This is a genomic window from Streptomyces globisporus (assembly GCF_003501885.1).
Lineage (GTDB): Bacteria > Actinomycetota > Actinomycetes > Streptomycetales > Streptomycetaceae > Streptomyces > Streptomyces globisporus_D.
On sequence record NZ_QWFA01000034.1, the window covers coordinates 1 to 18,761 of the forward strand.

General features: G+C 69.3%; 18 protein-coding genes and 1 pseudogene. 6 read left to right on the forward strand and 13 right to left on the reverse strand.

Annotated features, from left to right (window positions below; translation table 11 throughout):
- The coding region (locus D3105_RS08285) for a type VII secretion system-associated protein (protein WP_118901611.1) at nt 1-584 on the reverse strand (584 nt) is incomplete at its 3' end.
- 251 nt (nt 585-835) lie between these two features.
- On the opposite strand from D3105_RS08285, the gene D3105_RS08290 reads away from it, so the two are divergent.
- On the forward strand, nt 836-1,924 hold the full coding sequence (locus D3105_RS08290; RefSeq protein ID WP_118901615.1) for a mannose-binding protein: 1,089 nt from the start codon (nt 836-838) through the stop codon (nt 1,922-1,924).
- Nucleotides 1,925-2,216: 292 nt separating this feature from the next.
- On the opposite strand, the gene D3105_RS08295 is transcribed toward D3105_RS08290, so the two are convergent.
- From D3105_RS08295 to D3105_RS34500, 3 genes are all read right to left on the reverse strand, one after another.
- The gene (locus D3105_RS08295; protein ID WP_118901617.1) at nt 2,217-2,870 is read right to left on the reverse strand and encodes an HAD family hydrolase; all 654 of its coding nucleotides are present in this window, start codon (nt 2,868-2,870) and stop codon (nt 2,217-2,219) included.
- A gap of 62 nt (nt 2,871-2,932) precedes the next feature.
- Nucleotides 2,933-3,232, reverse strand: coding sequence for a hypothetical protein (locus D3105_RS08300; RefSeq protein WP_240646843.1), 300 nt, complete (start codon nt 3,230-3,232; stop codon nt 2,933-2,935).
- 259 nt (nt 3,233-3,491) lie between these two features.
- Nucleotides 3,492-3,818 carry a transposase gene (locus D3105_RS34500; RefSeq protein ID WP_165890983.1) on the reverse strand — a complete coding sequence of 109 codons (327 nt, stop codon included), beginning with the start codon at nt 3,816-3,818 and terminating at the stop codon, nt 3,492-3,494.
- A 128-nt stretch (nt 3,819-3,946) separates the two neighbouring features.
- Between D3105_RS34500 and D3105_RS34505 the strand changes: the two genes are divergently transcribed.
- The 3 genes from D3105_RS34505 (at nt 3,947) to D3105_RS35850 (ending at nt 6,864) form a co-directional block, all read left to right on the forward strand.
- On the forward strand, nt 3,947-4,090 hold the full coding sequence (locus tag D3105_RS34505) for a hypothetical protein (protein WP_165890984.1): 144 nt from the start codon (nt 3,947-3,949) through the stop codon (nt 4,088-4,090).
- A 253-nt stretch (nt 4,091-4,343) separates the two neighbouring features.
- Entirely contained in the window at nt 4,344-5,819 is a 1,476-nt protein-coding gene (locus D3105_RS08310) for a UDP-N-acetylmuramoyl-L-alanyl-D-glutamate--2,6-diaminopimelate ligase (protein ID WP_118901624.1), read from the forward strand.
- A gap of 373 nt (nt 5,820-6,192) precedes the next feature.
- Complete coding sequence (locus D3105_RS35850) at nt 6,193-6,864, forward strand: transposase (protein ID WP_118901627.1); 672 nt, start codon at nt 6,193-6,195, stop codon at nt 6,862-6,864.
- A 280-nt stretch (nt 6,865-7,144) separates the two neighbouring features.
- On the opposite strand, the gene D3105_RS08320 is transcribed toward D3105_RS35850, so the two are convergent.
- From D3105_RS08320 to D3105_RS35235, 5 genes are all read right to left on the reverse strand, one after another.
- A complete protein-coding gene (locus D3105_RS08320) occupies nt 7,145-7,456 on the reverse strand; it encodes an SCO5918 family protein (protein WP_118901630.1) in 312 nt (103 codons plus the stop codon).
- Nucleotides 7,457-7,511: 55 nt separating this feature from the next.
- On the reverse strand, nt 7,512-7,916 hold the full coding sequence (locus tag D3105_RS08325; RefSeq protein ID WP_118901696.1) for a CBS domain-containing protein: 405 nt from the start codon (nt 7,914-7,916) through the stop codon (nt 7,512-7,514).
- Nucleotides 7,917-7,962: 46 nt separating this feature from the next.
- The gene (locus tag D3105_RS08330) at nt 7,963-9,474 is read right to left on the reverse strand and encodes a DEAD/DEAH box helicase (RefSeq protein ID WP_118901633.1); all 1,512 of its coding nucleotides are present in this window, start codon (nt 9,472-9,474) and stop codon (nt 7,963-7,965) included.
- Between the two features lie 232 nt (nt 9,475-9,706).
- Nucleotides 9,707-9,907, reverse strand: a complete 201-nt coding sequence (locus tag D3105_RS08335; RefSeq protein WP_118901636.1) for a cold-shock protein — start codon at nt 9,905-9,907, stop codon at nt 9,707-9,709.
- Nucleotides 9,908-10,389: 482 nt separating this feature from the next.
- A complete protein-coding gene (locus D3105_RS35235) occupies nt 10,390-10,929 on the reverse strand; it encodes a hypothetical protein (RefSeq protein ID WP_240646844.1) in 540 nt (179 codons plus the stop codon).
- A 166-nt stretch (nt 10,930-11,095) separates the two neighbouring features.
- On the opposite strand from D3105_RS35235, the gene D3105_RS08345 reads away from it, so the two are divergent.
- A complete protein-coding gene (locus D3105_RS08345; protein ID WP_118901639.1) occupies nt 11,096-11,545 on the forward strand; it encodes an SRPBCC family protein in 450 nt (149 codons plus the stop codon).
- A 680-nt stretch (nt 11,546-12,225) separates the two neighbouring features.
- Here the strand turns inward: D3105_RS08345 and D3105_RS08350 are convergent.
- The 4 genes and pseudogenes from D3105_RS08350 to uppS all read right to left on the reverse strand — a co-directional run bounded on the left by D3105_RS08350 (nt 12,226) and on the right by uppS (nt 16,005).
- The gene (locus D3105_RS08350; RefSeq protein WP_118901642.1) at nt 12,226-12,825 is read right to left on the reverse strand and encodes an SMI1/KNR4 family protein; all 600 of its coding nucleotides are present in this window, start codon (nt 12,823-12,825) and stop codon (nt 12,226-12,228) included.
- Between the two features lie 63 nt (nt 12,826-12,888).
- Nucleotides 12,889-13,685 (reverse strand): annotated as a pseudogene (locus D3105_RS08355) (IS5 family transposase).
- 134 nt (nt 13,686-13,819) lie between these two features.
- Nucleotides 13,820-15,289, reverse strand: coding sequence for an oxygenase MpaB family protein (locus D3105_RS08360; protein ID WP_118901645.1), 1,470 nt, complete (start codon nt 15,287-15,289; stop codon nt 13,820-13,822).
- Nucleotides 15,286-16,005 carry a polyprenyl diphosphate synthase gene (gene uppS / locus D3105_RS08365; protein ID WP_118901648.1) on the reverse strand — a complete coding sequence of 240 codons (720 nt, stop codon included), beginning with the start codon at nt 16,003-16,005 and terminating at the stop codon, nt 15,286-15,288. The genes D3105_RS08360 and uppS overlap by 4 nt, the downstream gene beginning before the upstream one ends.
- A 1,495-nt stretch (nt 16,006-17,500) precedes the next feature.
- Between uppS and D3105_RS08380 the strand changes: the two genes are divergently transcribed.
- Nucleotides 17,501-18,745, forward strand: a complete 1,245-nt coding sequence (locus D3105_RS08380) for a PP2C family protein-serine/threonine phosphatase (RefSeq protein WP_118901651.1) — start codon at nt 17,501-17,503, stop codon at nt 18,743-18,745.
- Nucleotides 18,746-18,761 lie beyond the last annotated feature (16 nt).

Below are 18,761 nucleotides of genomic sequence, written 5' to 3' on the forward strand. Positions count from 1 at the left end.
GGGGCGGGGCCGTCGGCCTCGGTCACCGGGCCGGAACTCACGGCACCGGGAAGGCTGTCGGCGGGAACGAGCAGCGGAGCCGCGGCACCGGAGTTGACCATCAGCAGGGCGCCGGTCTCCACCAGCGACCCCGCCAGCTCCCGCGCGGACACGGTGTCATGGTGAAGTGCCGCGGACATGAACGCGTGGGTGGGCGAGGTGAACAGGAGCACCACCGGCGCCCCGTCCCGCCCCGCGGCCAGGAGTGGCCCGCCGTCCGGCCCCCGTACGACGGTGACGTCCGCCTCCGCGAGTGCGGCCAGCGCCTCGTCCACCGTGCCGTACCCCGTGGCGGCCCGTTGGGCGGCCGCGTCCACCGGATCGGTGGGCTCCGGCCAGCCGAGGACCCGGGCCGAGGGACGGTAGGCGGGGTTGGCTCGGTACTCGCCCACGCTCCCGCTCTCGTCCGACTGCCACTCCCCCAGCACGGCCCACTCCGGCGGCGTCCGCGCCTGCGTCCACTCCGGATCGACGATTCCGATCCAGTGGCCGGGCGCACGACGTGCGGCGTCCTTCACGGCTTCCGGCACGAGGGAGGCATCCACCTGAACTCTTGGCTCCGTACGAATCTTTGAGTGCCGAACGGCCTCAACAGGATGTCATACGAGCTCCGTTCGCGGGGTCCGGCACCGGGCCCGTATCAGCCTTCTGCCTGCCCGTTTGCTGCCCGAGCACGGAACTTTCCGGTACAGGAAAGGCGCGGGATGACAAACCGACAGCGGCCTGTTGAGGCGAGTGTCCTCTCCCACTCCCGCGACGGGCTACGTTGGGCTCGCCCCCGAGGAGGAGTCAGCACATGCCCCCCGAGCCCCCCGCCCCCGGCACCGAGTCCGCGGCGGCAGCCGCGGAGAAGTCCGGCGCCACTTCCGCGCCTCCCACCACGGAGAAGGCCGGTCCCGCGTCCCCACAGTCAGCCGCCCCGGCCGAGGCGCAGGAGCCCCGGATCGAGGCCGCCGCGACGGCCGGCACCGAGGAGACCCCGACCGAGCCCGCCGCAAGGGCCGGTACCGAGAAGTCCCGGACCCCGGCCGAAGCCAAGGCCAAGGCCACAGCCACAGCCACGGCCGAGGAATCCCCGAAGGCCACCGCCCCGTCCGGGCCCTCGTCCACGGCGCGGACCATCGAAGCACCCGAGGGCCGCACGGAGGGCATCGCCCTGGCCGCGGCCGTCGCCGCGAAGCCGGACACCAAGACGCTCACCGCCGCCGACAAGGGCCGCCCCCGCACCCCGGTCCTGGCGGGGGCCGCGTTCGTCGGCGCCGCCCTGGTCGCGATACCCGTGCTGCTGATGGGCAGCGCGAACGACGACGAGCCCCGACGCCCCACCACCACACCGGTCGCGGGGAGCGCCGACACGGTCCTCGACCCGGACTCGGCCCCTGCGGCCCTGGACGACTACGTGGCGGTGAAGCCCACGCCGTCCCCGACGGAGCAGAAGAGGACGGCCCCGCCGAAGGCCGCCCCCGCACCCGTGGCGCCTTCGCCCGCGCCCCGGACGAGCGCCCCCGCCGAGAAGCCGAAGGCCTCGCCGAAACCGAAGCCCAAGGCGGCCCCGAAGCCGAACTGGGGCACCCAGACGGTCTCCGCGACCAGCTCCATCGGGGTCGGCCAGTCCTGGGCCACCAACCGCATCCGCATGACGATGCAGCAGGACGGCAACCTCGTCGTCTACAACGAGCAGAACAAGCCGATCTGGGCCGCCATGACCTTCGGTGAGAACCACCGGGCGATCTTCCAGCCCGACGGCAATCTGGTCATCCACAACGGCGACGACCGGGCCATCTGGGCTTCCAAGACGCATGACTTCGGCGGCGCCCAGATGGTGCTGAGGGCCGACGCGAAGGTGGTCATCGTGCATCAGGGCAAGGTGGTCTGGTCGACGTGACCCGCGGGGTGACCGCGGTCACCCCGCACCGGGGTTCACCTCAGGTCGATCACCCGGATGTCGTCGTGCTGGACCACGCGTGTCGCGGGATCGCCCGCTTCCGTCGAGGAGGCGGGGCGGTACAGGCCCCACTTGATGTGGCCGAAGTCGGTCGGGGTTACGCGGCGTCGATCCGGTCGAACGCCCGGTGCACCGAGTCGAGTTGTGGCCCAACCTGATCATCCGGGCTTCCTGCGGCGGCACCGCACCCGTCGCGACGGGACGGTGAAGGCGGGCCGAGCGCGGGTGACGGTCACTGATCCCCCAGGAGGCCGGGCAGTCTGCGCATATCGTCGAAGACGACGGTGCTGGGGCCTTCGAGCCGGTCCGCGGGCGTCATTCCCCCGGCGTAGGCGAAGGCTCGCATACCCGCGGCCCGGGCTGCCTGGAGGCCGTACCGGCTGTCCTCGACCACGGCGCATGCCTCAGGCGCGATCCCCATCGTCCGCGCGGCGTGAAGGAACAGATCCGGGGCCGGTTTGCCGTGCTGGACCTCGGTGGCGCTGAAGATGCGGCCTTCGAAGCGTGGGAAGAGACCCGTGATCCCCAGGGTGAAACGCATCTTGTCGTGGCTCCCGCTGGATGCCACACAGGTGGGGAGATGTGTGAGCGCATCAAGGGCGTCGACGATGCCCTCGACGGGGGTGAGTTCGGCGGCGAGCGCATCGTGGTAGAGAGGCTTGAACTCTTCCTCCCAGTCGGCCGGCAGACGGCGCCCGAGGTGGTCCTCTATTTGCCGCGTCATCGACCGGCTGGAGAGCCCCATGAACCGGTCGACGATCTCGGCTTCGGAGAGTTTCCATCCCAGCTCGGCCAGGACGAGCGCATCCACGCGCACCGCGATGCGTTCGCTGTCGACAAGGACACCGTCGCAGTCGAATATGACGAGTTCAATGGGTTGGCCCATGCCTGCAGGATAGGCGGGCCGCCCCATCACACGAAGCGGACGTTCTGCCGCCCGGCCGGTGGTCAGCTCCCGTCCGGGTACAGGCCGAGGCCACGATGCTGCGGGATCAACCAGGCTTCCGCAGCCGGGGCGAGATCGACGACCAGGCGCTCCCCCACACCGGAGGCGGTGAAGGCGTCCGGAGAGAGGTAGCCGAGGCCGCGCAGCTCACCGATCGCTGTACGGAAGGCCTCACGGCCCTCGGCAGCCAGACGCTCCTCGCGGGTGAGGGAGACCAGTTCGCTGATCGTGGGCTCCTGCCCAGGTGCGTAGCCGACGGCAAGTTCAGCCAGGATCCCCCGGGCACGCCACGTCAGACGCATGTCCCGCATCGCCCGCGCGAGGAGGGAGGTGTCATGGGCGGGCGGGGCAGGAGGTACGGGCCACCGTGGGGGACGAGTGTCGGGGGTGCTCAGGCAAGTGGGGTCCTTCGGTGAGGCTGATTGCCGAACGGGGCTGAGCGGCGGGATGGTGTCCAGCAACTGACGGTGTGGATCACTGTCCGGGAAAACTCAACCTCACCTGACGGTCCGGGTTGTCCCGTTTCGCATCCACCAACATCCTTTAGAGCTCGTAACAGGATCATGTGTGGGTCTTCTTGAGGCGTCTCCAGCAGATCAGGCTGCAGGCCAGGGAGACGAAGGCGCCGTGGAGTTCGGTGAGGCGTTCCCAGCGGACGGCGAGCCGCTTGAAGTGGTGGAGCAAGGCGAAGGTCTGCTCGACGACGTAGCGGAGCTTGCCCATTCCTTTGATGTTCGGGCAGCCCTTGCGCGAGATGACCGGCAGGATCCGTCGCTTGCGTAGCGCGTGCCGGTTCGGGTTGGAGTCGTAGCCCTTGTCGCCGAGCAGGGCGTCGGGCCGACGGCGGGGCCGCCGGATAGATGAGCAGCCAAATTGATCGCCTGCCACGTTCCTGCCGTCAGAGGTCACTTCTTTGCTGCCGCACCGGGTAGTTCCAAGATCACCGGCAGAGCCGCCTGCCACCCCCCGGCCGGCGCGGAACGGGGCCCGTTCCTTCCACCCCGTACACTCGGCCCATGGGACACAGCGCCGAGCCGAATCAGTGCCCGCACCGGGCCTGCTCCGCGCTGCCCCCGGTCGCCGCCTCGGTGGCTGTGCCCCCGGCGCCCGCCGACGCGGCGCCCGGAACGGGCCGTACCGCACTGCACGGCCACGGCTAGCGATCTTCGCGCCCGTTCCCGGCAGCGGCATCCGGCGTTCCACGTCCCCGGCGTGACCGCCTGCCCCGCCACACACACCGACACCACATCTCCGGCGCGCCGAGCGCCGGAGCCCTCGTCGCGTCCGGCGTCCGCCGGAGGCGTGCGTTCCACGATCGGCTCCACAGCAGCACGCGGCCCACGGCACACCCGCCCGTGCCGCTTCCCGGCTACGGCGCACCACCCGGCCGACGCCGCACTCGAAGGGATCATCGTGAAGCTGAGCGACCTCATGGCCGGACAGGAGCACCATGCACTGCGGGGCACCCCCGACCGCACGGACGTCACCGCCGGCGTAACGATCGACGCGGACCGGGTCACCCCCGGCTCCGTCTTCGCCGCTGTGCCCGGCCATGCCGCCGGCGGCCCGCACGCCGTCGCCCCGGCCGTCGCACGCGGCGCGGTCGCCGTACTCGTCGACGACCAGGCGCCTCCCCTGCCCGCGGCAATGGGCGACGTGTGCGCCGTACGCGTCCCTGATGTCCGCAAGGCCACCGCCATGGTGGCATCGCGCTACTTCGGCGAACCGGGCCGGGCGATGGACCTGATCGCCATCACCGGGACCAACGGAAAGACATCCGTCTCGTACATGACCGAGTCGGTGCTGCGGCTCGCCGAGCAGGCCCGGGTCGGAGTGATCGGCACCGCGGGCAGCCGGATCGGGGACGAGGTCATCCCGATGCCGCCATCGGTGCTCAGTACTCCGGAATCGCCCGATCTCCAGTACCTGTTGGGCCACATGCGCGACCGGGGGTGCGGAAGCGTCGTCCTGGAGGCCACGTCGATGGGGCTGCTGACGCACCGCCTGGACCGGACGTTCATCGACGTCGGCGTCTTCACCAACCTGACCCAGGACCACCTCGACGACCACGGCACCATGGAGAACTACCGGGACGCCAAACTCCGCCTCTTCCAGGGCCTGTGCCGACGCGCCGTGGTCAACGCCGACGACCCGGTGGGTGCCGGGATCCGGAAGCTGATGCCCGGCGCGGTGACCACGTACGCGCTGGACGGCGACGCGGACTACCGCGCGAGCGACCTCACCGTGGACGCCTCGGGCTCCCGGTTCACCCTGCACCACGACGGTCGCAAGTATCCGGCGGCCATCCCGTCGCCGGGCCGGTTCTCCGTCTCCAACGCGCTGGCCACGGTGGCCGCGTGCCACCTCTTGGGCCACGGTCTGGCCGGGCTGGTGGACGCGCTGGAGCGGATGCCGCAGATCCCTGGCCGCTTCGAGCGCCTCCAGATCCCCGGGGATACCTCGGTGATCGTGGACTACGCCCACTCGCCGGACTCCCTCGACAAGGTCCTCACCACCATCCGGGGCTTCGCCCGGGGCCGGGTCATCACCGTGTTCGGCTGTGGCGGCGACCGCGACACCACCAAGCGCGCCGAGATGGGCGCGATCGCGGGCACCCACTCCGACCTGTGCGTTCTCACCTCCGACAACCCCCGATACGAAGACCCCGAGGGCATCCTCGACCAGATCGCGAAGGGCATCATGTCGACCGGGACGCCGTTCGAGCGGCTGACCGACCGCCGCTCGGCCATCGCCGCCGCGCTGGCGGAGGCGGGGCCGGACGACATCGTGCTCATCGCGGGCAAGGGCAGCGAACCTCACCAGAGCATCCGGGGCGAGCTGCTTCCCTTCGGCGACATGGCCACCGTGCGTGAGCTGATCGGCACCTGACTTGATCTTCAACGTACGTCGTCGAACGCTGCGTCGTACTCGATCACTCGGTTCGGTATCCGCCGTACACGGAAGCGGCCTTCGTCCGAACATGTGCTCCGACCAAGGAACACACGCGTCCAGCACGAACGCCGTGAGGATGAGTCCGCTGCATCGCGACGCCCGACGAGAGCCGCTGGCGGAAGGTCACGCTCCCGGGGTGAGTTGCACTCGTGTCTCACCGCTCGTTCGGATGCGTTGTTCGAGCTGGCCGAAGCGGACTTGTGTGGTGACGGGCCGGTGAGGTCGCCGGCCGAGCTACCGCTGGTGGGCGGACACCACCGCGGTCACGGAGGGCTCTACGCCGCCCTCGCCCAGGGCTGTATCGCCGCGGATGGACCGGGCCCTGTCATCGGTGCCGCCGCCCCGGGCGTCCGACGACCGGCCGGTCCTGGCCGTCGACACCTGCCGACTGCGGCCCGACGCCCACACCTCACCGGAGCGGATCCTGTGTCACACCTACGGCCGGGGCAATGGACCAGCACGTTCCTATTCCCGGACGGCCGTACTCGACCGTCCGCGCGCTGGAGCCGGGGCGCAGCTCGTGGACGCCCCGCTGGACGCGTCACGCCTCGCCCCGGGGGGCGACACCGCCGCCGTTATTGCCCGACAGCTGCGCGGCCTGATCGAGCAGCTGACCACCACAGCCCAGTGGCAGGCAGGTGGCCCGGACGTCCTGGTCATCGCGGACGCCGGATACGACGCACCGTGCCTGGCCTACCTCCTGCGGGACCTGCCGGTGCAGGTGCTGGCCCGGATGTGCTCGGACCGTGTCCTGTGCAGGCCGGCCCCGCCACACAGGTTGACTACCACGCCAGGTGTGGTGGTGGTTGGGCAAGACGGGGGCGGGTGCCGGGCATCTTGCTCGTCCCGAGCCCTACGGCGACCTGGCCGCCCGGCTCGTACGGTGCTGTGCGCCAGGTGCGCGTGTGCAGGCCGAATCGACGCGGAGACAAGCCGACTCGTCTCTCCTCTGAACAGGCGGTCGCAGGGGAAGAGGGCCTGACTGCCCTGCCGCTGCCGGCAGTTTCCCGTCCTCGACGAGGCCTCAGCGCCGTCGTCGAAGCCTCACCCCACAGGAGAGCAGCAGGGTCTGGCCGGCGCATATGATCGGCCTCACGCCGAAGCACGATGCGTTTTCGGCCTGGGCCATGGGCGAATTCAGCTACTCCGACCACTGAACCGCTGCCCCGCCGGGGATCTCCGTACGCGGTGGGGGTCCGGCCGGAACACTCCGGCCGGACCCCCATCCATGTTCTGGCCGACAGCACTCGTCTGCCTGCTCGTCAGGCAGGCAGAGGTGCGCCGAGCATCGCGGATGCCTGCTCCACCGACGTGGGAACCCGTGTGGGGACAGGGGCAGGGACCAGGCTGCGGCAGGTAAAGCCGAGCTGGGTCATGGCCCGTAGAACCTCGCCGGCACTGAAGTCGCGGCGGTCCTGACGTGTGATGACCTGTCCGACCTGCTTGACGGGGTAGGTGCGTCGGCCGATGATCACCGATTCGCCGGCGGCGTGCTCGGGCTTGATGCCCTTCATCGATTCCAGGACGCCGCTCCTGGTCAGGTCGAACGGGAAGCGGGCGATGACGAAGCGCATGCTGCCTCACAAGGGGAGAAACGACGATGGAGTGGTTCCGCTGCGCTGGGACAGCTCAGCGGGCCAGAGCGAACACGCCCAGGGCACTGCCGTGTTCGTCGATCACAGGCAGGGCGTCGACGTCACTGTGGCGCATCATGTGCCCGGCTTCGGCCATGGTGGCCCACGGTGATGTGAAGGGTCCTCGGTCGCGGAAGATGTCCCGCAGCCGGACCCTGTCCGAGTACGCCGGACTCTCGCGGAATGCTGTGAGCCGGGCGTGCGTGATGAGTCCGATGCACAGACTGCTGTCGTCGCAGACCAGCAGATGTCCGGTACGGGCACTGGCCATGACGGACAGGGCCACCTCAACGGTCATGTCGTCGTACACCTGGAGGCCGGCGGTGTCCATGACCTCGGCCACCGTCCTGCCTACGGCTGTGGCCTTGGTTGAGCGGGGCTGCATCTGAACGAGCGTCAATAGGTGCCTCCTGCACAAGTGGGTCAGCTTCCGGATCACGGAGTTCTCAGGCCGCCGCGTTGACGGCGGCCTGATGTGCGCTCGCGCGCCGGGTTGCGGGGGCAGGGCGACGCCGGCCGCGTGAGGACGTGCTGCGCTGAGGCCGCGCGGCCACCGGCGCGGTGATCGTCACGGGAATGCCGGAGGGGGTCTGGGCGCCGGTGATGCGGCCGAGTGCCTCTTCGCCGGAGCGGACCTGGGTGGTCTGGGGCACGATGCCGGCGGCGGTCATGAGGCGGGTCATGTCGCGGCGCTGGTTGGGGGTGACCAGGGTGACGACGCTGCCGGACTCCCCTGCCCGGGCGGTTCGGCCGCCGCGGTGGAGGTAGTCCTTGTGGTCGGTCGGCGGGTCGACGTTGACGACGAGGTCGAGGTTGTCGACGTGGATGCCGCGGGCGGCGACGTTCGTGGCCACGAGTACGGTGACGTGCCCGGTCTTGAACTGGGTCAGGGTCCGGGTGCGCTGCGACTGCGCCTTCCCGCCGTGCAGAGCCGCGGCCCGCACCCCGCTGGCCAGCAGGTGGTCGGTGAGCTTGTCCACAGCCCGCTTGGTGTCCAGGAACATGATGACCCGGCCGTCGCGCGCAGCGATCTCGGTGGTCGTACGGTGCTTGTCGGTGCCGTGCACGTGGAGCACGTGGTGCTCCATCGTGGTGACCGCACCGGCGGAGGGGTCGACGGAGTGGACGACCGGGTCGGTGAGGTAGCGGCGGACCAAGCGGTCGACGTTGCGGTCCAGGGTGGCGGAGAACAGCATCCGCTGGCCCTCGGGGCGGACCTGGTCCAGAAGCTCGGTGACCTGGGGCATGAAGCCCATGTCGGCCATCTGGTCCGCCTCGTCCAGGACGCTGATCGCGACCTGGTCAAGTCGGCAGTCACCGCGGTCGATGAGGTCCTTGAGCCGGCCCGGCGTCGCCACGACGACCTCGGCACCACCGCGCAGCGCCTGGGCCTGCCTCCCGATCGACATACCGCCGACAACGGTAGCCAGGCGCAGCTTGACCGAACGGGCATAAGGGGCCAGGGCGTCGGTCACCTGCTGGGCCAGCTCACGCGTCGGCACGAGAACCAGGGCCAGCGGCTGCCGGGGCTCGGCACGCTGACCGGCGGTACGGGCCAGCAGGGCCAGTCCGAAGGCAAGGGTCTTGCCGGAGCCGGTGCGCCCGCGTCCCAAGACGTCGCGGCCCGCGAGAGTGTTGGGGAGGGTCGCCCCCTGGATCGGGAACGGAACGCTCACCCCCTGCACGGTCAGCGCCGCCAACAACTGCTTCGGCATGTCGAGGTCGGCGAAAGCCTCGGCAGCAGGCAGTGCGGGAGTGACCGTGACCGGCAGGGCGAACTCGCCATGGACCGCGACGGGCCGCCGTCCCCGGCCACCCGAGCGGCTCGGACCTCCGGAACGAGCCGGAGCGGCCGAACCGGTCGCAGTGGTCGAATAGACGCGGCTGCCGCCACGAATGGAGTCGGCGGTACGGCTACGTGCGCGGGTAGAGCGATTGTTCGTACGCGTGGGGTTCATTCAGAACCTTCCTTGAGACGACACGCATCAAGGAATTCCAGCAGCGAAAGAACAGCGCAGGGAATCACGAGAACGGGCCGAGCAGAACGAGGAATCAAATAGGACGTGCGGCTGATCCCGCATGGGGAGGCAGGCCACGAGACAAGTGACGCTACGGATCGAGAATCTCTGTCACCGCCGAGCGGGAATCCAGAGACGGGGCAGCAAACCCGGAGGCAAAGATTATGCAGTGTCAGGCGGGAACGATATTTTCGGCCGTCGGCCCCTTCGGGCTGGGCGCGATGTCGAAGGTGACCTTCTGGCTTTCCATCAGTTCACGGGAGCCATCGGCGGCGATGTTCGAGGAGTGGGCGGAAACATCAGCGCCGCCGTCCTGCTCGATGAAGCCAAAACCCTTGGCCGCACTGACCCACTTCACATTTCCTGACACCATGTGACATCTCCTTCAGGGGGCAGGTACGCCGAGACCCGCGAGTACGGATCCTGCGTCGCCGCGATGATGCCCCGACCGGAGAAACCCGGAAAAAATGAAGCGTCTGCTGGCCGAAAATACCCACACAGAAGCTAGTAGCCCTGGGAACCACAACTGCAACCGAGACCGACAGTAGCACGCTGCAGCGATCTGGGTACGCTGAATGATTCCGCTGATCCTTTCGCTGCAGTAACGCTCCTGGCGCCGCGCATTAAATCCTGACGCCGTGGCCATAGATATTGACCCACCGACGTCAGCACGTGGACACCGCTGCGTCCAGCCGGTGGGCCTCCTGCTCGAATGAGCAAAGGCACAGCAAGGCGCGCCCAGACCCTGGACGAGAGCGCGCCTTCGGGAACCAAAGGCACCGCCGGAGAGAGGCCTCGCGCGCATCGCCGACGACGGACAGCTTGCGCTGGACTTCTCCCGGCCTCGACCGGACTTCAGGCAGCGGGTAACGCGAGCATCTCGGCGGCCCGCACGCTCAGAACGCGCAGGTCGCGGCATTCCTCCAGCACACGGAGCGAGTCCAGTGCCGTCGTGTGGTGAAGCGACAGTCCGGTGAGCGGCGTGCGGGCAAGCGCGCTGAGATCCGTGAGCACGGGGCACGCCCTGATGCCGACCGTGGTGAGCGCGGTCAGACCGCTCAGGAGGCCGAGATCGGCGAGCGCGGGAAGGTCGCGGAGGTCCAGTACACGCGGGTCCGGTGCCTCGCCCAGGTCGCCGGGGCTGCTCAGGCTGTCGGTGCGGCTGACGGTCAGCTCCTCCAGGTCGCTGTCAAGCCCGGTGAGCTCCCACAGACCCTGGCGAGGTTCCCAGCCGCGTCGATGCCGGTCAGGTCGCGCGACTGCCCCGACGGGGGCGGGGCCGCTTCCGGGCGCGCCGAGGAGGGCGCTGGGCAGCAGGCTCGCGTGAGTGGTGGAGACCTCACTGAGTGCGGTGGTGACCGCGGAGGGGACGCCGTCGGTCTCGCTGCCAGCCATCGCCGCCGGTGACGGGCTGGTCGGTGGAGGGGGCGTTCTGAAGGAGTTCGGTCTGTTCGCGCCGCCAGTGGGCGGGTTCCGGGTGTGCCGGGCGTGATCGCGGGCACCCCAGGGAGACATCCCCCGGGGGCACCCCAGGGGGACATCCCCCACGAAGGAGTGCATCGTGTCGCAGGTTGAAGAATCCATCGAGGTCAGCGTCCCGGTCAGTGCCGCGTACAACCAGTGGACGCAGTTCGAGAGCTTCCCGCAGTTCATGGAGGGGGTGGAGCGGATCGAGCAGCGTACGCAGACCCTGACGCACTGGAAGACGAAGATCGCCGGTGTCGAGCGGGAGTTCGACGCGGAGATCACCGAGCAGATTCCCGACGAACGGGTCGCCTGGACCAGCGTCGGCGGTGAGGCCAAGCAGGCCGGTGTCGTAACGTTCCACTACATCGACGACACCACCACCAAGGTCATGCTGCAGCTCGACCACGACCCCGAGGGCCTGGCCGAGACGGTCGGTGACAAGCTCGGCTTCGTCAAGCGCCAGGCCACCGGTGACCTGAAGCGCTTCAAGCAGTTCATCGAGTCCCGCGGCGCCGAGACGGGCGGCTGGCGCGGCACCGTCTGACCCGCACCCTGCCGAACGGCTTCTCCCCGTACCGGTTCAGCAGGCGCCCCCCGGTGCAGTGGGCGGTGCCGGTGGTGATCCGCTGCTCCAGCACACTCGGCACGAGGGACTCCGTCACCAGCCCCGTACCGGCCATCCGTGGCCGCCGTGCGTACGGCGCGCGGCGGCCATCACTCGGTGACGAGGCCGGAACACGGCCGGCTCATCGTCGGCACCGAGCGGGGCCGGAAACTGCTCCGGGGCTCGGTCGGCGCCCGAGCCCCGCGCCGTACCGGTGATCGGGCGTCCGGCGACGGCGTTGGGGTGGTCGCCGATCTGGAGGGTGACCGGGCCGTTGGGGGTGCGGGACGTACGTCACCATGTCCGTCCGGCTCCTGGCAAGCAGGCCGGATCTCCGCAGCCGCGCCGCAGTACCCGCAGGGTGTGGGTGAGGTCGTAGAGCGCGGGCGACGCCAGGTACAGCTGGGCATGGCTCCCAGCGTTCGAGCGGCCCCCATCATCTCGGTCTCCCATGCTTCAGGACAGGGATCAGGAGTTCCCGGGGGCAGCTCGGCCCATCGCCCCGAGGGGTGCGCCACGTCTGACACTCCCTGACCTGCACCGGCCGCATCTGTCCACCCTTAGAGATCGTCTCGTTTGGATCTATGGCAACGGGTGTGTGACTGCTGTGGCAGGCAGGGCTACATGCCGCGGTACGGCCCGGTCCACGGTTCTGGCCGTTCGCCGTCGGCCATCGGAAGCCGGCGCAGCTGTACCGGGCCGGGAGAGAAGGCTGAGGTGTTGGGGCCGGCCATGTCCTCGCCGATGAGATAGCGGTAGAGCCATTCGGCGAAGCTCATGTCGTATCTTGCCCAACCGCCCTCGCCGTCTTCGACCAGGATCCAGGGGGCTGGGTCGTCCACGGCTACGAGGAACAGGGTCTCACCGCGGTCGGTGCCGGCGATGGGCCACAGTCCTTTGCGCGTACCGAAGCTCAACTCTGTGAGTCCGAACAACAAGCGAGGGTCCTCGTCGGGGTCCAGGTCGTCCCAGGAGACTGCGGACCAAGCGCGGGCCGTGTCACGTATCCGGTCGCCCAGATTCCAGCGTTCGGTCGCGGGGTGACTCAGGTATAGGTGGCCGTTGAGCTGGATGGGAGCGTACGCGTCCACGAGGGTCTGGTAGTCGGTCGGCAACCGGACGCCGAGTTCTGCGTGGAGGCGGTCCCAGGCGGCGGGGTCCGCGTAGTGGTTTTGGGCCTGGCCGAGCATCGCCATGACTGCGGGCAGGTAGTCGGTCATGACGCTCCTCGCTGCTGTGTCGTTTTCTACAGCCGGATCATCCCAGCTCGGAGATCACGCTGATCAGGCTGTCAGCCTGCGATGACAGATGAGAGCTGCGGCGATGCCGACGAATGCCAGGAAATGGTCGGCCTTGCGCTCGTAGCGACGGTGCAGGCGGCAACACCAGGACAGCCATGCCACGGTGCGTTCCACGGTCCAACGGTGTCGACCGAGGCGCTGGGAGGACTCGAGGCCCCGGCGCGCGATGCGCGGTGTGATGTTGCGGGAGCGGAGCCATGCGCGTAGCCGGTCAAAGTCGTAGCCCTTGTCGCCGTGCAGCTTGGCCGGTCGACGGCGGCGGGGCCCACGACGGGAGCGGATGGGCGGGATGCCCCGCACCAGGGACTCCAGCGCTTGGCTGTCGTGGGTGTTCGCAGCCGAGATACCGATGGAGATGGGCAGAACGGTCCGCTCGGTGATCAAGTGGATCTTTAATCCCCTTTTTCCCGCGATCTACGGGATTCGGACCCGTCAGGTCCCCCTTTGAGGGCTCTCATGTTCACCGAGTCGATCGCGCACCGCCACCAGTCCAGTCCGCCCCGTGCGCCGGGCTCGTCCAGGACCGGGCGGTGCAGCTTGCCCCACACTCGAGCCCTGCTCCACTCGGTGAAGCGTCGGTGCGCGGTCGACCCGGACGGCCCGAAGCCCGGCGGCAGTTGCCGTCACGTACACCCAGTCTTGGCCACGAGCACGATGGCAGCCAAGACCTGTCGGTCCCCGCAACAGCGTCGCCCTCCACCTTGCGGTCGCACCGGTGGCGCCGGAACCACCCGCTGGAACAACCCCCACAATGTGTCCGGCACCAACCGCTCCACCATCGCCATCATGACGGTCAGCCTAGTTTTCAAGCCAGTTGAGACGACCTCTTGGCCGAGGCCTCACCGCAACAATCGCGCACACCACCGTCCCGCAGGAGAGCGTGCAGCCGTGGCCGCCAACCTGCACGAGTTCGTCAGGCGTCGGCCAGCAGGGCGTCGTACGCGGTGTTCCTGCGTTGGCCCGCCATGAAGGCGAGGAAGTCGCCCACGAAGGCGCTGCGGCCGTAGGTGCTGCCGGTGACAGTGAGGTCGCGGTGGAAGGCGGTACGGAAAAGCGCCCGGTATTCGTCTGCGTCGATTGTGCCGCTGCCGTCCTTGTCGGTCGCGTCGAAGAGCACCTCGGCAACGCGGATGAGCGCGGGCCCGGCGAGGAAGGGGATGGCTGCGGCGTACTCGTCTGCGCTGACACGGCCGTCACCGTCCGTGTCGAGGGCGGCCTGGAGCTCGCGCCACCAGGCGGCGAAGGCGTCGTAGAGCCTTGTCTCCTCGGGTTCGTCAAGGTCGAGGCGGGTGGCCAGTTCGCGTGCCATGGCGGCGAGGTCGGGCCAGTCGAGGCATCCGTCGCCGGTCTGGTCCAGCACCGTGCGGAAGAACTCCTCCGCCGAGCGTCGGCCTCCTCCCGTGGTCTTCGAGGCAGCGGGGGCCGGGCCGGGGCCTGCGTCGCCGCTCAGTGGCGTGAGGAGGCGGAGCAGGGCTGAGGCTTGTTTCATGCGAGCGCGCAGCGCGGTCACGGTTCGGGCACGGGGGTCGTCGCTGTCGGGCGAGAGGGAAAGGGTCTCGATGATGGTTTCGGCATTGATCCAGCCCTCGGGCAGGAACCGGGTCAGCCCGGCGGCGAGGTAGGCGCCCTGCATGAGGGTCGGGGTGCCTGGCATTTCGGCCAGGCCGGCCTTGCGCCGGTAGGGCTCGGGGAGCGAGGCGACGGTGATCGCGCCGAGGAGGGGACCGACGACAGCGCGGCCGGCCGCCCACAGGGCCGGCATGCCGTCCAGCAGTGCCGGGGCGGGCAGGTGGTCGAAGAGCCGGTAGAGGATGAGGCGGGCGGCCTCGGTGTTCTCCAGCTCGTCCTCGACGACTTTGTCGAAGTAGCGCCAGAAGTCGTTGAGGTCCTCGGGTAGTTCCCCAGCGTCGCCGTCGAGTGCGGCGAGGAACGCACGGTACTCGCCGTACAGCCGCTCCATCGTGGCCTGGTCGAGCGGCTGGCCGCTGAGCCGGCACATGGTGACGGCGCTCTCGAAGAGGGTGGCAACCACCCAGGCGCGGGTCGCGCGGTCCATGGCGTCGTAGGCGCGGCCGCGGGCGTCGGAGCCGCTCATGCGGGCGTGCAGCCTGTTGAGCCGGGCGGCCTCCCGGTCACGTACCGCTGGGTCGGCGTCGAACATGCGCCGCATGCTGAGGAAGGTGTTGCGCAGTCGGCGCCAGGGGTGGGCGACGAAGGTGGAGTTGTCGGCGAGAGCGGCTCCGATCTGCGGGTGGGCGGCCTCCAGCACGGTGGCGCGGATGATGGCCAGCGCCCAGCGCGGGTCGTCGAAGAAGGCACGGAACGGCGGTTGCGTGTCGAGCAGGGGTGTCTCGTCGGCCGTTCCGGTGGTCCCGGTCCTCATGACAGGTCTCCGTTCGTCTGGGGCGGGACGCCGCCGAAGCGGCGGTCACGGCGCCGGTAGGTGTGCAGGCAGGTGAGGAAGTCAGGGGCCCGGAAGTCCGGCCAGAGCACGTCGGGAAAGACCCACTCGGCGTAGGCGACCTGCCAGAGCATGAAGTTGGAGATGCGCTGCTCGCCGGAGGTGCGGATGACGAGGTCGACGTCGGGGGTGTCGGGGAACGGCAGGTGATCCGCGAAAAGCCGCTCGGTCACGTCGTCGGCTTGTGTCCCGTTACGGATCAGCGATCTGGCGGCTTCGACGATGTCCCGGCGCCCGCCGTGGTCGAAGGCGACGGTGAGCGTCATTCCCCGGTTGTCGGCGGTCAGCGTCGCCAGGTCGTCGAAGTCCTGGGCCAGCTCCCGGGGGATGCGTGGGTCGGCGGCTCCGAGGAAGCGGCAGCGGATGCCGCGAGCGAGCAGCAGGGGTGCATGCTTGCGCACAACCCGGCGGACCAGGCGCATCAGGTAGTCGACCTCGGTGCCGGGGCGGTTCCAGTTTTCGGTGGAGAAGGCGTACAGGCTGAGCCACTCGACTCCGGCCGCCCGGGCCGCCTCGATGATGTCGATGACGGTGGTTTCGGCAGCCCGATGGCCCGCCGTCCGTGGAAGCGAACGCCGCTGGGCCCAGCGGCCGTTGCCGTCCATCACGCAGGCCACGTGCCGCGGCACCGCACGCACCGGCCCCTTGTCCCGGCGTTGGTCGTTGCCGGACCGTCGCCCACCCGGCCCGTCTCGCGTTGCCGTGTATGCGCGATGGACACCGTGATCGGTCATGCCCAGCCCCGTCCCGTCCGGGGCGGCACGGTCGGTCTTACCCCGCTCGGTCACGCCCGCCCCGTATCGCCCATCCGCACGCTCCACCGGAGCGTTCCCTCCTGAGAGTCTGGCGGGACGGAAGGTTCCCGACCGGCCGAACGGGGGGTCGTCACCCCTGGCGCAGATGCCCGATTCCTTTCGGCATCGGTAGCTCTATCGGTAATCACGCCTCGTCGAAGAGGTCTGCCATGCCTCCCGCACCCGGGCCGCGGCCTCCTCCAACCGCGGGGCGTGGGAGAGCGGGCGCGCAGCATCGCCGCCGCTCTCGACCGGTCGATGCCGGCCGGGTGCCATCCCCAGCTCAGTCCTGCTCGGGGCCGTGAAGGAAACCGGGCACCCGGCGAAGGGGAGCGCAGGCCGGGAAGAGCATCACCCGTACGCCGAAGTCGATCAGGATCTCCCTTTGCGCCTGTACATCCGCAGCACGGAACCAGCGGTCGGCTACCGGTCTCGCCAGTCGGCCGCCGGACCATGCCAGTCGCCCGCCATGACTCAGCCTTCGAGAGCGGCGAGCTCGCGTCCCGGCTCGGCACACCGTCCCGGAAGAAGCCACACGGCGTCGCCCGGGGCGTCGTACAGGCCGGCCGGCGAAGACCTCCCAGTCGTCCGCCCAGCCGATGATGTGGGCCCCCGACGGCGGAAGCCGTGAGCACGTTCTCGCGCCGGCGCTCAGGCGAAGACGTCGCCAGCTTCACGCGCGACAGTCGCCGCACTCCGAGCAGGGCACTTGCCACATCCGTCGTAGGGTCGTTCGATCGCGTTGAGGTCCGTACCGCGCAGGTCTTCTCCGTTCGAGCGCGCGTTATACGGAGAATCGGCGGCACGCCCCAGCTGAACGATCTTGTTCAGCCGAGGAAGCTCAGACGAACCCGGTGGTCTGGATTGACCCGGTTCGTATCCACCAACCTCCGTTGAGGCAGCAACCCGGACTATCCGTATTGCGACGCGGACTGAGAATGCGATTCCGCAGCATCCAGGGCGGACCATGCGCGTCCGACTGCAGGGTGTCGGCGACGAACATCACCCGTGGACACCGCCCTGCTCGGGGTGGTGCGGAAGAAGCGCCACCGAGTTCGGTGACATCGTCCGCCCCGACCCCATCGAGGTGGCGGTCGGCGCCTTCCTCACCCGATGGCGCCATGCCTCCGGCCGACCCGGTCCCTCATCCGGACAAAGGGCCGATTGAGGTTCAGACTGAACAGGTGGATGCAGGACTGTCACGCAATGGGCCGAGAGCGGGCGGGCCCGTGCCGGGCTGCTCGCTGTCGACCACCGTGGAGCGCAAGGCAGGTACGAGGGGGGCGACTGGGCGGCGGGGCGCAACGGGCCCAAACATCCAGAGAAGGGAACCGCTGCCATGAGCCGTGGCTCGAGCGACCTGTCCCGACTGCTGACGGCGGCGGAGACGGCGGCTCCGGTTGAGGCCGTGGCCGTGGTCGCAGAAGATCTGCGCAGGCGGTTCGCGGCTACGAAGGTCTCGTTCCTGATTGTGGATCTGACCGGTAGAGCGCTCGCGCGGCTCTCCACCACGACTGCCGCGGGCAGTGACGACGAAACGGAGCGGATCCCTCTGTTCGGGGGGAGCGTCTACGAGCAGGTGATCCGCACCCAGCGGCCGCATCACGAGCCCGCCGGACAAGAACAGCGGGTAATAGTTCCCGTGACCAACCGGGGGGACGCGATCGGTCTGCTCGAACTGCTCCTGCCGGCCGGCAGGAGCGACGAGGAAGAGGTTGTGCTCGCTGTCGGGGAAGCCGCTCACGCGCTGGCCTACGTCGTGATCGCCAACGGGCGCTTCACCGACTTCTACACCTGGGGCAAACGCTCCAGACCCCCGACCCTGGCAGCGGAGATCCAGTATCAGCTGCTTCCACAGGCCCTGTCCTGCGAGGCCGCGCAGTTCACCCTGAGCGGGAGCCTGGAGCCCTCCGAGGACCTCAGCGGCGACACGTTCGACTACGCACTGGACCGCGACACCCTGCACCTGTCGGTGACCGACCCCATGGGCCATGACCTCGGCGCAGCCCTGGCGGCCACCGTCCTGGTGGGCGCCCTGCGCAGAGCCCGCCGCGCCGGAGCCCCCCTCGCCGAACAGGCCCGCCAGGGCGACCAGGCCCTGACCAGCCACGGACAGGGCCACGCCACCGGACAACTGCTGCGCATCAACCTCCACACCGGAAAGGCCGAGCTCGTCAACGCCGGCCATCCCTGGCCCATGCGCATGCGTGCAGGCATGGTGGAAACCATCCCCTGCCAGGTCGACCAGCCTTTCGGGCTGGCCGTCGTCTCGCCCCGCCCCTACCGCGTCCAAACCCTGGACCTGCGCCCGGGAGACCGGCTCCTCATGCTGACGGACGGCATGCTCGAACGCCACGGAGAGAAGATCGACGTAGCTGCCCTGCTACGGCAGACCCGCAGCCTGCACCCACGCGAGACCACCCTGATGCTGACCTCCGCCGTACGCGACGCCGCAGGCGGCCGCCTCGAAGACGACGCCACCGTGGTGTGCCTGGACTGGCACGGCCCACAAGAAGTACACCGCCACGTCAGCTCCGGCGCGGACACCCACCAAGCCTCAGCCGCCCGCCCACCGAACCGTTGACCACGCCACCCCCGCC